A 12,678-nucleotide genomic window follows, 5' to 3' on the forward strand; every position below is an offset into this window, starting at 1 on the left:
TGTAAAATGATACGGATTACAAAAATTTTCACTTTCGAAACAGCGCACGTTCTTTATAATTATGACGGCAAATGCAAGAATATGCACGGTCATTCCTATAAATTATATGTAACGGTGAAAGGCCATCCAATCAATAATCTGGATGACCCAAAGAACGGAATGGTTGTCGATTTTGGAGATATTAAAAAAATTGTAAAAGAAGAAATTGTAGATGTTTGGGACCATGCAGTTTTGGTCAATGGTGCTTCTCCTCATTTATCATTAGGCGAAGGTTTACAACATCAAGGTCACAAAGTTATTTTCTGTGATTACCAGCCAACTTGTGAAAATATGCTTTACGACATCGCTGAAAAGATTAAATCTAATTTGCCGGATCACGTACAACTAGCTTATCTCAAACTTCACGAGACGGAAAACTCTTACGGAGAATGGCTTGCGGAAGAAAATTAGATTTTTCTGAATTAATAAAAAATAAGTTATTTTTTTATAGATAATTTGTGGAATTATAAAATTTTAATATTTTTGCACCCTCAAATTAAATAAACTATGAAAAAGCTATTATTAGTTGGTGCAGTTGCACTTTTCGGAGCTATGAATGCTCAAACAACATTTGGTGTTAAAGCTGGATATGTTTTGTCTACATTAAAATATGAAGTAAATAATATGTCGGTTAATTCTGATGGAAAATCTTCTTTTTATGTAGGAGGATTAGTTGAGCATAAATTAACAGACAAATTTGCTTTGCAAGCAGAATTATTGTACGCTGACTTAGGAGGAAAAACAACAGAAGAAGAGTCTGAAGGTGGCTATTATGTAAAAGCTACAGGAAAAGACAATATTGGTTCTTTACTTGTTCCTATTTCTGCTAAATATTTTGTAGCGAATGCTTTCTCTTTATCAGCAGGTCTTAATTTCGGTTTTGTAGTGTCAGCGAAAACTAAAGTTGACATCGATCACAACCTTCCAGCAGAATATGCAGATTATATTGATGAACTAGAGACAGAAAGTGATTTTAAAGATAATATTAAGACTTTAAATTTATCTCCTTTCGTAGGTGCAGAATATACATTGTCTAATGGATTATTTTTCGATGCAAGATATAATTTTGGAATAACAAATATGGTGAAGAATCCGGAGAATGGTGAAAAAGCGCATTTAAGTTATTTACAAATTGGATTAGGTTATAAATTTTAATTCAATTTTCAATAAAACAAAAACCTCGCAACAGCGAGGTTTTTTTAGTTTGGATAGACAATATATTTCTGTCTTACTTTTTCAAAATTGTCGAGGTCATTTTTCCAGCTGTCTTTGATTTCTTTTTCAGATTTGCCAGAGATGATTTGTTTTCTAAGCTCATCACTCCCAGCCAACTTATCAAAGAAAAGATTTTTCAAAAAGAAATCCTGTTGAGGGTTTTTATAATTTTTGTAGGCTTTTAAAAGCCATTCAAGATTTATTTGTCTTAAATCTTGGGAACGTTGACTCAGATTTTCGCCGTAACATAATTTTCCATTCAGGAAAGGATCTTTTGCACCTTCGATTGGTTTCGGAGTAAATTGATATGGGAAATCTTTTGTCCAGGGCGAACCATAGATTTGAAAAGGCAAATCCGTTCCTCTTCCTACGGAAACCTGCGTTCCTTCAAAAAAACATAGACTTGGATAGAGATTGATGGATTTGTCATTCGGAAGATTAGGAGAAGGTTTATCAGAAACACCGTAACGCTGTTGTTTATGGTAATTAAGCATTGGAATCAATGTGTATTTTGCAGTCACTCCATTTTTTAGCCATTTTTCACCATTGACCATTTTTCCGTATTCGCCGATTGTTAAACCGTAAACAACAGGAACATTGTGAAGTCCGATAAAACTTTTCCATTGATCTCGCATTATTGGTCCGTCTGTATAACCGTCATGCGGATTTGGTCTGTCTAGGACAATCACTTCAACATTATTCTCAGCCGCCGCTTCCATAATATAAGATAGTGTCGAGATATAAGTGTAAAACCTTACACCAACATCTTGGATATCGAACAAAATAACATCAGCACCTTTCAGATATTCGGATTTTGGTTTCTTGTTGTCGCCATACAATGAAACAATTGGTAAGCCGGTTTTACTATCGGTTCCGTTTTTAACGTGTTCGCCGGCATCTGCAACGCCTCGGAAACCGTGTTCAGGCGCAAAAATAGATTTGATTTTTATATTGTTTTCGACCAAGAAATCAACTAAATGTTTTTTATTCTTCAGAAGACTGGTTTGGTTAGCGGCGACAATGACGTTTTTATTTTTAAGCAAAGGCAAATACAATTCCGGTCTATCAGCAGCGGTTGCAAAACAATCTTTGAATTGATTTTGAGACTTAATAAATGGGATTGAACTAAAATAAATTAGCAGGATAAAAACTAAAGTTTTATTTTTGAAGCTTAAAATCATTGATTTGAATTTTCCGTTATATTTCTCGAAAAAGATAGCGTTTTCCAAAGATAACAAAAATAATCTCTCCAAGGTGATTGTCTATATCGGCAGGCTTTCTGTTGCTTTGGGCATCATTGTTTCGCTGATTACAATCTCCACAGGTCTCGGTTCTAAAAAAGCCATCGAAGACAGGATTTCTAATTTCAGCGGAGATATTTCTGTAAAATCCACACGTTCCAATTCTTCTTATAATTCTTCTGTTTTGGATACAAAAGGATTGGACACAAAAGCTCTGAGATCAATTCCTGGCGTTGCCGGTTTACAATCTTATGCTTCAGTGAGTGGAATCCTTAGAACTGAAAATAATTTTGCAGGCATCATTTTGAAAGGTGTAGGGAAAGATTTTGATAAAGAAAGATTTCAGCCGTTTATGATTTCGGGCTCGATTCCGGATTATAAAGAAGACGGTTATAATAACGAGGTTATTTTGTCAGACAAAATCGCCAGTGATCTTTCACTCAAAGCCAATGACAGCATTGTAGCTATCTTTTCAAAAGAAGACCAAAAACCGATTTACAGAAAATTTGTGATTAAAGGGATTTACAAAACCGATATCAAATTGGTTGATGATCTTTATATGATCGGCGATATCAATCACGTTCGCAAAGTGATGAATATGAGTGATAAAGACGTCGGTGGTTTGGATATTTTCTTGGATGATACGAATGAAATCGATGCTACTTTCCCTCAAATCGAAAAATATATTGGGTATAAAAATTATGCAGAAAAAGTAACGGAAAAATATCCGCAGATTTTGGATTGGGTCAATATTTTCAATCAGAATATCTCTTTGATCATTGCTATTATGCTGATTGTTGTAGTTATCAACATCATTATGGTTTTACTGATTTTGATTATCGAAAGAACCAATTCCATAGGGCTTTTGAAAACATTCGGAGCTTCTAATGCACAGATCAGATCCATTTTCATTAATTATACATTAATTATTATGATTCCGGGATTGTTGGCAGGAAATGTGATAGGAATCGGATTGCTGTTGATCCAGAAATATACAGGAATTATCAAGCTTGATCCGGAAAATTACTTCATCAGTACCGTTCCGGTAGATCTTAACCCTTTATATATCATTTCGATTTCGGTAGGGATTTTTATCGTATCGGGCATTGCAATGATTTTACCAAGTTATTTGATCAGTAGGATTTCGCCATTAAAGGCTATTAAATACAGTTAATTTATTTTTATAGATTTAAAGCACCTTAAACAAAATAATTAAATGATACTAAAAAACCTCAATTATCCACTTGATTTTAAATTCAAGATCACCACATTGGCCAGCGACTTTAACATTACGGACAGAAACGGGAATTATGTGGCTTATGTTCGTCAGAAAATGTTTAAGCTGAAGGAAGATGTAATTGTTTTCAATGATGAGAGCAAAACTCAGGAATTATTCAATATTAAAGCGAACCAATGGATTGATTTCAACGCATCTTATGTGATGACGGATTTGGTTAACGGTAAAAAGTTCGGAAGACTAGCAAGAAAAGGGGTTCGTTCTCTCTGGAAATCCCGGTATGATATCATCGATGAAAATGACCAGCCCAAATATCAGATCAATGAAGACAATGGCTGGGTAAAGGTTTTTGACAGTTTCATTGGCGAGATTCCTATTATAGGATTGTTCACAGGTTATTTTCTGAATCCTTCTTACACCGTGAAAGATAATGCGGGTAAAGAATACTTCAGACTTAAAAAAATGCCTTCTTTGGTTGGGAGGAGATTCCAATTAGAAAGATTAATTGATATTGATGACGAAGACGAATCTCTTGTTGTTTTGAGTTTTCTGATGATGGTTCTTTTAGAAAGAGCGAGAGGATAACAGCCTTAATTAAAATAATAGAATATGAAATATTACAATAATATAGTTGAAACGATTGGTAACACACCTTTGGTTAAAATCAATAAAGTCTTGGGAGAGGATTTCCCGGCTTTGGTTTTGGCAAAAGTAGAAACGACCAATCCCGGAAATTCTGTGAAAGACAGAATGGCGCTTAAGATGATTGAAGATGCTGAAAAAGACGGACGTCTGAAACCTGGCGGAACAATCATCGAAGGAACTTCCGGAAACACGGGAATGGGACTGGCTTTGGTGGCAATTCAAAAAGGTTACAAATGTATTTTCGTGACCAATTCCAAACAATCCAAGGAAAAATGCGACATCCTTCGTGCAGTTGGTGCAGAAGTGATTGTTTGCCCGACGGATGTGAAACCGACAGATCCGCGTTCTTATTATTCGGTTTCCAAAAGACTGGCAACTGAAACAGAGAACGGTTGGTACGTGAATCAATACGATAATTTGTCCAACAGACAAGCGCATTACGAAAGTACAGCACCGGAAATCTGGGAACAGACGGAAGGAAAGTTAACACACTTTGTAGTAGGTGCTGGAACAGGCGGAACTATAACTGGTTGCGGAAAATTCTTCAAAGAGAAGAATCCAAACATCAAAGTGATTGGCGTTGATACTTATGGTTCAATTCTGAAAGAAATCCACGAGACAGGAGAGATTCACTTGAACCACGCTTACACTTATATTACTGAAGGAATTGGCGAAGATATTCTTCCTGAGAATTATGATATGAGTGTGATAGACCATTTTGAAAAAGTGACTGATAAAGATGGTGCAATCTACGCAAGAAAACTGGCAAAAGAAGAAGGGATTTTCTGTGGCTATTCTGCAGGAAGTGCGATGTCTTCTTTGGTCCAAATGAAAGACCAATTCACGAAAGATGATGTCATCGTAGTTCTGCTTCACGATCATGGAAGCCGTTATGTAGGAAAAATCTACAACGATGAGTGGATGAAGGAAATGGGTTGGCTGGAATAATGATGAATTAATGATAAAATAAAGAAACCGCTGTCGAGAGATAGCGGTTTTTTATATGATGTGATTAGGATTATACAATTCCGCCACCAACTATCAATCTTAAAAATCCAAAGATCGCTGCGGCTGAACACATAATAATTCCAGCCGTTGCATTGCCTTTTGGTAAATTATCTTCCTGTACATAAGCCACAATGCTGATTACCAATCCTATCATTGCAAACGGAATATTAATCCAGTTAAAGGCTCCAAGACAAGGAATAAATCCAAACAACATCCCGAAGATGGCTAAGATTCCCATTACTAGACTTGCTTTTTTCATAGTTTTGTTTTTATATTTTTTTAATAGTTTAAGAATAAAATTGAATTTAGGATTAATAATCCGAAAATAAAAATACTGAATGGGTTTAAATGAAAAGCGGTTTCAAGATTAAAATGTTTGATTTCGATAAAAGCTCTCGTCGAACCACATAACAAACATTCTTTTCCAACTTTTTGATACTCACACGTTGGCGAAATAGATAAAAGTTTATCATCATCAATGAGAAATAAAAGCAACAATATCAATATAGATATGATTGCTGAAATCTGCCAAACGATTCTGATTGCACTTTTTAGTTCTTGATTTTTATAGATTGTTTTGATCATTTTATCAATTGATCTGCTAATAATCCTAAAACCAAACCTCCAACAGTTCCAAATACACCCAATAAAATCATCGGGATTGCTATTAATGTTATAATTTGGGACTGAGATTCTCTTATTTCGATAAAATATTTTGATGAATCTACTGGTTGAAGGGGAATGATGCTTCCTATCATACTTTCTATTTTCGAAATGTTGCTGCCATCCTTAAATTCAATTTTATAATTTCCGATTGGTGCGCGAAATCTGTAAAGTTCCATTCTTCCTGTAGAAAAATTATTAATTTGTGGTCTCAGTAGAGAAAAACTTAATTTTATTTCCTCATTTGTAGATTCTTCGTAGATGTGTAATTTGAATTGGTCAATTGGCGTTCTTTTAAACATTTGTCCTTTCTGCCAAATTGAAAAGTAGCCTTCTTTTGTAATCGAAAATTGCCCACTTTTGTCCAAATACGGGATTTCTAAAAGAAGTTTTCCGTTAAAAGCTTTTCTAATTAATTGTATGCCTTTAACCATAATAAAAACACCAATTGGAATTAGACAGAAAAATAATATTTGAATTGATGTGATGGGCATTGTTGGTATTAGTTATGAAACTTACACAAAAACTTCAAAGTCAATCCCATCAAAACTAGCAAAAACCATTGTCGGATAAGAATCCTGATGGAAGATATTACCTTCAGAATCAATACCAATTGCGCCTGCAAAACCGTCTATTTCTTTCAGTTCTTCAAAGGTTCTGTCAAAAGCATTTTCTATAGTTAAACCGTCAGTTACTCTGGTTACAATTTTTGCGGCAGTCGCATTGCTTACGATATCTTCGCCAACACCAGTACAACTTACTGCACAAAACTGATTGGCAAAATTTCCTGCAACAGTCGCCGAATCAGAGATTCTTCCCGGGATTTCAAAACCTTTTCCACCGGTTGAAGTTGCAACAGCCAGTTTCCCGTGTTTGTCAATCGCAACAGCGCCAACAGTTCCTTTTCCTCCGTTTTTTAGTTTCTCTTCATATTCTTTTCTCCGCTGAGGGATTTCCGTTGAGAAGTTTTCGAAACCATGTTGATTAGCATATTGTTTGGCTCCGTTGCCGCCCAAAACGCGGTCATCTTCTTTCATTAATTCTTTGGCAACAAAAATCGGATTTTTTACATCCTGAATATTAATCACGCCACTCATTTTCTGAGTTTCGCCATTCATTATCGCAGCGCTCATTCGGATAATGCCATCACTTTGGATTTGTGAGCCAATTCCGGCATTGTAGAGTTCATCATCTTCCAGCAGCGAAACAGCATAAGCAACCGTATCAAAAGCAGAATTGTCTTTTAAGAATTCATAGGATTTTTTCGCAATATCTTTCAGTGAATTTTGTTTAGCCAACTTCACTTCATTACTTTGACTGCTTTCTGAGAAAAATCCGCCGTGAATGATTATTTTCATACTAATATGGAAATTTAGTTTTTATAAGTCTTCTAGAACCTCAGACTGACAATGCCTAATAAATGTCACACTGAGCGGAGTCGAAGTGTTTTATTTTTGTTTAGTTATCAGCACTCACTTGCGGAATCGGATTATATTGTGAATTGACAATTGTCATTTCACGGCTTTTCAAATCGAATGTATCATTCATAGAAAGCACATCTACAATCAGATTTTTGATAGAAATCGGTTGACCCAATTCTACATTTGTGAGGTTTGTATCTTTAATCTGAAGTCCGTCCACCAAAATCACAAGACCCGAACCAATCGCCGTCATCGTTTCTTCTTCAATGAACAAGCCGGTATCTTCACCAAGACCAATTCCCAACGTTCTCGGGTTGTTCACAACCGCCTGAAATAATCTTCCGATTCTTCCTCGCTGTACAAAATGAGTATCAATAATCACATTTTCTATAAAGCCAAGACCTTGAGTTGTTTTGATTTCACCTTTCAAAAGTGCCTCGGAGCTGGAACCTTGATAGATCATATTTTCCGATGCAGCCGCAGCTCCGGCAGACGTTCCTGCGTAGATAAAATCTTCGGTTTGATATTTAGTCAAAATCGCATCGTGAAATCTCGTTCCTCCAAGAATTGATGTTAAACGAAGCTGGTCGCCCCCAGTGAACATCACAACATCTGCCGCATTGGCTCTTGCAACAATGGCGTCGCTGTTGGCTTGTTCTCGATTTTGGATATCAAGAATATTGCAGTTTTTTGCGCCAAGATATTCGAACGCTTTTTTATATTCTGGACCAACGATATCAGGAATTTGAGATGCGGTCGTAATTACTTCAATGACAGAATCTTCTTTCAGCTTCGATTCATCAATAATCTTTCGGAGGATTCCGCGTTCAAAAAAGTTAAGATTTTTTTCAACATTTTGGTCAAAACTGGTCTCCGTAAAACTACCTTTGTTCACAGCGCCTCCAATGATGACTAGTTTTCCTTTTGATTTCATATTAACAAAAATAATAAATCATTACAGAATAAACCTCATATTAATCGCTTAAAAATCCACAAAACAGATTTAAACTTTTAATAATTAAGGACTTATTTCCGAAAAACAATGCTTGTTGATTAATGAATTGTTAATTATTCTAATGAATCAATAACAAATTTCTTTTATAACAGAATAATTATTTTCAATTTTTCTTGATTTTACATTATCTTTGATAAAATAGAGAATAACGATTTACAAATTAGCAAGTGTATTTGATCTGATATTTTAGTTCGGCATTAGATTTGGGCAGCTTTTTCCGCCCTCCGTTCCCGCTATTTTTATTTTTATCAAAAATAAAAATGAGCTCCACTCAGGTCGGGCTGCGTGCAATTCAGCGTAAAATCATAGGTTAAAATCAGTGAAATAGAAATATGAAAATAGAAAAAATACAAGTTTTAAGAGGTCCCAATATTTGGAGCATTACCCGAAAAAAATTAATTCAGATGCGGCTCAACCTGGAGGAAACAGAGCATCATCCAACCAACAAAATTGAAGGTTTCCGGGAAAGGATAGAGCAATTGTTACCATCATTGTATTCTCACAGATGTTCCGAAGGAACCGAAGGCGGATTTTTTAAACGCGTAGAAATGGGAACTTGGATGGGACACGTGATCGAGCATATAGCGTTGGAAATCCAGACATTGGCAGGTATGGATGTCGGTTTTGGAAGAACAAGACAAACCAAAACACCGGGAACTTACAATGTTGTTTTCAATTACATCGAAGAAAGAGCCGGCGTTTTCGCTGCGGAAGAAGCGGTGAAAATTGCAGAAAGTCTCATCGCAGGAACCGATTATGATATCAATTCTTGTATTCAGACTCTAAAAGAAATCCGGGAAAGAGAACGACTAGGTCCATCTACAGGAAGTATTGTTGAGGAAGCGGCGTCCAGAAGAATTCCCTGGATTAGATTGGGGAAAAATTCTTTAGTTCAATTGGGTTATGGAATTAATCAGCAACGTTTTCAGGCCACGATTACCGGAAATACAAGCAGTATTGCTGTTGATATCGCCTGTAACAAAGAACTGACTAAAAAAATGCTGGAAGATGCGGCAATTCCTGTCCCTTCCGGAGGTTTGGTTGTAGATGAAGAAGATTTGCAAGCAGTTATCAGGAAAATTGGTTATCCGTTGGTTCTGAAACCTTTGGATGGGAACCACGGAAAAGGTGCATCCATCAATGTTAAAGATTATGAAACGGCTGTTATCGGTTTGGAACACGCTCAGAAATATTCCAGAAAAGTTATTGTAGAAAAATATATTACAGGTTTTGATTTCCGGGTTTTAGTCATTAATCACAAAATGGTTGCGGCGGCGAGAAGGGTTCCTGCTCACGTTGTCGGTGATGGCGAACTGAATCTTCAGGAATTAATCGACAAAGAAAATCTTGATCCTAGAAGAGGTTACGGACACGAAAATGTTTTAACCGAAATTGATGTTGATAAAGACACCAACGAACTTCTTGAAAAACTCAATTATACACTAGAAACTGTTCCACAAAAAGGCGAAATCGTCTATCTGAAATCTACAGCAAATCTTTCTACAGGAGGAACATCGATTGATGTTACAGATATGATTCATCCGGAGAATATTCAGATGGCTGAACGTGTTTCCAGAATCATCGGATTAGATGTTTGCGGTATCGATATTATGGCGGAAAATCTGACTCAGCCATTGAAAGAAAGTGGCGGCGCTATCTTGGAAGTGAATGCTGCACCTGGATTCAGGATGCATTTGGCTCCAAGTGAAGGTTTACCAAGAAACGTTGCAGCTCCAGTTGTTGATATGCTTTATCCGCCAGGAAAAGAATTCAGAATTCCGATCATTGCGGTGACTGGAACTAATGGAAAAACTACAACGACTAGACTTCTTGCTCACATTGTTAAAAATAATGGAAAAAGAGTAGGGTTTACGACTTCAGACGGAATTTACATCCAAAATACGTTGCTTGAAAAAGGCGATACAACCGGACCGATGTCCGCAGAATTTATTCTGAAAGACCCGACTGTAGAATTTGCTGTTCTGGAAACTGCCAGAGGTGGAATTCTTCGTTCCGGATTAGGTTTTGGAACTTGCGATGTTGGTGTTTTGACGAATATTAAAGAAGACCATTTGGGAATCAGTGATATTCATAATCTTAAGGATTTGACAAGGGTAAAACGTGTCGTTCTGGATAGCGTGAAAAAAGATGGCTGGTGTATTTTGAATGCAGATGATGAGTATTCTATGAGATTGGCTGGTGATTTACATTCCAAAGTGGCGCTTTTCAGTTTGGATGAAAATAACCCTCATATCAAGAAATTTGCGAAAGAAGGAAAAATTACCTGCGTTTACGAAGAAGGTTTTGTAACCATCAAAAAAGGCGAATGGAAAATCCGAATCGAAAGGGTCAAGAATATCCCAATCACAATGGAAGGAAAAGCCAAATTTATGATTGCAAATGTTTTAGCTGCGTCATTAGCGGCTTATGTTTACGGCTTCGAAATTCCGAATATCGCTTTAGCGTTGACAACTTTCATCCCAAGTGCTCAGTTAACACCGGGAAGACTGAATGTTTTCAAATTCAAAAACTTCAAAGTGATGATTGACTTTGCACATAATCCTGCGAGTTATGAAGCGATTGAAGATTATCTTAAAAATATAGAATCCAACAAAAAAATCGGGATTATTTCTGGAGTTGGAGATAGGCGGGATAATGACATCCGCGAATGTGGTAAGATTGCCGCAAGAATGTTTGACCATATCATTATTAGAAATGAAAAACACTTGAGAGGCAGACTTGAAGATGAAATTAATGGACTGATTATAGAAGGTATCCAAAGTGTTGACAAAAGTGTAAGCTACGAATGTATCCCTAAAGAAATTGATGCGCTGAAACATGCAATGAGTCTGGCGGAAGAAGGTACTTTTATCACGGCTCTCAGCGATGTGATCCACAATGCGATAGAGTTGGTTCAGGAATATCAGACCCGTGAACTCCAGGACGAAGGGAATTATTGAACTTCAAAAATATAAACAGAAACCGTCATTTGTTGGCGGTTTTTTTGTTGAAGAATTAATGAATTCTTAAATTCAACCATTCAAATTGACATTAATGAAACTATTTAAAATAATAACTGCTGTTCTTACTTTAAGTTCATCACTTGTATTTTCACAGAGTTATAAAACATCTTCAACAGCAAAATCTGGTGAAGAATTTCCAAAAATTGATAATGATAGAAAGGCTCAGTTCAAAGTTTATTTTCCAGACGCAAAATCTGTAATTCTGGAAGGCGGCGACGGAATGCAAAATGTGAAATCTACGACAACTAAAGGTAAAGAAGGCTTTTGGAATATCTCAACTTCTCCATTGGAAATTGGTTTCCATTACTATTGGTTCAATGTCGATGGAAAACGCACCAACGACCCGAATACAGAATTGTATTTCGGTTACGGACAGCCAACAAGCGGAATTGAAGTTCCTACAAATGAAGATTTTTTCTTCGAAAAAAATGTTAAGCACGGGAAAATTGTTGATGACAATCTAGATTCTGAAATCACGAATGGAAAACGGAATTTCAAAGTGTATTTGCCGCCAAGTTACGGAACGAAAAAATTTCCAGTTTTATACTTGTATCACGGGACTGGCGAAGATATTACAGGTTGGGAAAAGCAAGGTTATATCAAAAATATTCTGGATAATCTTTTTGCAGAAAGAAAAGCTAAAGAGATGATTGTGGTAATGGATTATGGCGTTGCTTTGACTCCTGAACAGGAAAAATTACCAGATGATTATCCAAGAACAGTCCTTTCTGCTAAGAATTTGGACAAAATTGTAGTTCAGGAATTGATTCCGTACATCGATAAAAAATATAAAACCACTCAAAAACAAGCCATTGCAGGACTTTCGCGGGGAAGTTATCAGGCGATGTTGATTGGCGCTAATCATCCGGATTTATTTTCTGCGATTGGTTCGTTCAGTCCGGTGATTTATGAAGGAACGGAAAGTCAGCCTTTCAAAGAGTTGCCGATAGATAATCTTTTGAAGTCGAAGTCAAAGCCTTTCTTTTTTATGGGAATTGGCGAAAAAGAAGACCAGCGTTTTATCAATTATAATAATTTGTTGAGTAATTATTTACATCAAAATAAATATCCGTTCGAACAATACCAATCTGCCGGAACTTACCACGAATGGCTGACTTGGAGACGTTGTTTGTATGAGTTTGCTCAGAAGATTTTTAAATAATAAATTGAT

13 protein-coding genes are annotated in these 12,678 nt (G+C 36.3%); 7 read left to right on the plus strand and 6 right to left on the minus strand.

Translation table 11 applies throughout. The features are described from left to right. Window positions 1–6 precede the first annotated feature (6 nt). Together queD and BXY58_RS05655 are read left to right on the plus strand one after the other, a co-directional pair. Entirely contained in the window at window positions 7–450 is a 444-nt protein-coding gene (gene queD, locus BXY58_RS05650) for a 6-carboxytetrahydropterin synthase QueD (RefSeq protein WP_120212842.1), read from the plus strand. A 96-nt stretch (window positions 451–546) separates the two neighbouring features. After that, window positions 547–1,194: a porin family protein gene (locus BXY58_RS05655; RefSeq protein ID WP_120212843.1), complete on the plus strand. Its 648-nt coding sequence runs from the start codon at window positions 547–549 to the stop codon at window positions 1,192–1,194. Between the two features lie 44 nt (window positions 1,195–1,238). On the opposite strand, the gene BXY58_RS05660 is transcribed toward BXY58_RS05655, so the two are convergent. After that, window positions 1,239–2,435: an exo-beta-N-acetylmuramidase NamZ family protein gene (locus BXY58_RS05660; protein ID WP_120212888.1), complete on the minus strand. Its 1,197-nt coding sequence runs from the start codon at window positions 2,433–2,435 to the stop codon at window positions 1,239–1,241. 4 nt (window positions 2,436–2,439) lie between these two features. On the opposite strand from BXY58_RS05660, the gene BXY58_RS05665 reads away from it, so the two are divergent. From BXY58_RS05665 to BXY58_RS05675, 3 genes are read left to right on the plus strand one after another with little or no spacing between them, the layout of a single operon-like run. Then, complete coding sequence (locus tag BXY58_RS05665; RefSeq protein WP_120212844.1) at window positions 2,440–3,669, plus strand: ABC transporter permease; 1,230 nt, start codon at window positions 2,440–2,442, stop codon at window positions 3,667–3,669. Window positions 3,670–3,711: 42 nt separating this feature from the next. Next, window positions 3,712–4,317, plus strand: coding sequence for an LURP-one-related family protein (locus BXY58_RS05670; protein WP_120212845.1), 606 nt, complete (start codon window positions 3,712–3,714; stop codon window positions 4,315–4,317). A gap of 24 nt (window positions 4,318–4,341) precedes the next feature. Further along, window positions 4,342–5,325: a PLP-dependent cysteine synthase family protein gene (locus tag BXY58_RS05675; RefSeq protein WP_120212846.1), complete on the plus strand. Its 984-nt coding sequence runs from the start codon at window positions 4,342–4,344 to the stop codon at window positions 5,323–5,325. A 70-nt stretch (window positions 5,326–5,395) separates the two neighbouring features. Here BXY58_RS05675 and BXY58_RS05680 read toward each other — a convergent pair whose 3' ends face one another. The 5 genes from BXY58_RS05680 to BXY58_RS05700 all read right to left on the minus strand — a co-directional run bounded on the left by BXY58_RS05680 (window position 5,396) and on the right by BXY58_RS05700 (window position 8,403). Continuing rightward, window positions 5,396–5,644 (minus strand): hypothetical protein, encoded by a 249-nt coding sequence (locus BXY58_RS05680; RefSeq protein WP_083600754.1) that lies wholly within the window; start codon window positions 5,642–5,644, stop codon window positions 5,396–5,398. 20 nt (window positions 5,645–5,664) lie between these two features. Continuing rightward, the gene (locus BXY58_RS17200) at window positions 5,665–5,970 is read right to left on the minus strand and encodes a DUF2752 domain-containing protein (protein ID WP_120212847.1); all 306 of its coding nucleotides are present in this window, start codon (window positions 5,968–5,970) and stop codon (window positions 5,665–5,667) included. Next, a complete protein-coding gene (locus BXY58_RS05690; protein ID WP_221408288.1) occupies window positions 5,967–6,482 on the minus strand; it encodes a hypothetical protein in 516 nt (171 codons plus the stop codon). Before BXY58_RS05690 ends, BXY58_RS17200 begins: the two co-directional genes overlap by 4 nt. Before the next feature lie 81 nt (window positions 6,483–6,563). Next, window positions 6,564–7,406 (minus strand): isoaspartyl peptidase/L-asparaginase, encoded by an 843-nt coding sequence (locus BXY58_RS05695; RefSeq protein WP_120212849.1) that lies wholly within the window; start codon window positions 7,404–7,406, stop codon window positions 6,564–6,566. A gap of 100 nt (window positions 7,407–7,506) precedes the next feature. After that, window positions 7,507–8,403 (minus strand): cyanophycinase, encoded by an 897-nt coding sequence (locus tag BXY58_RS05700; protein ID WP_120212850.1) that lies wholly within the window; start codon window positions 8,401–8,403, stop codon window positions 7,507–7,509. Window positions 8,404–8,816: 413 nt separating this feature from the next. Here BXY58_RS05700 and cphA point away from each other — a divergent pair, with 413 nt between their 5' ends. Both cphA and BXY58_RS05710 read left to right on the plus strand, forming a co-directional pair. Then, window positions 8,817–11,444, plus strand: coding sequence for a cyanophycin synthetase (gene cphA / locus BXY58_RS05705; protein WP_120212851.1), 2,628 nt, complete (start codon window positions 8,817–8,819; stop codon window positions 11,442–11,444). A gap of 94 nt (window positions 11,445–11,538) precedes the next feature. Continuing rightward, on the plus strand, window positions 11,539–12,669 hold the full coding sequence (locus BXY58_RS05710) for an alpha/beta hydrolase-fold protein (protein WP_120212852.1): 1,131 nt from the start codon (window positions 11,539–11,541) through the stop codon (window positions 12,667–12,669). The last annotated feature ends 9 nt before the right edge of the window (window positions 12,670–12,678 follow it).

This window comes from Epilithonimonas arachidiradicis (genome assembly GCF_003610695.1).
Taxonomy (GTDB): domain Bacteria; phylum Bacteroidota; class Bacteroidia; order Flavobacteriales; family Weeksellaceae; genus Epilithonimonas; species Epilithonimonas arachidiradicis.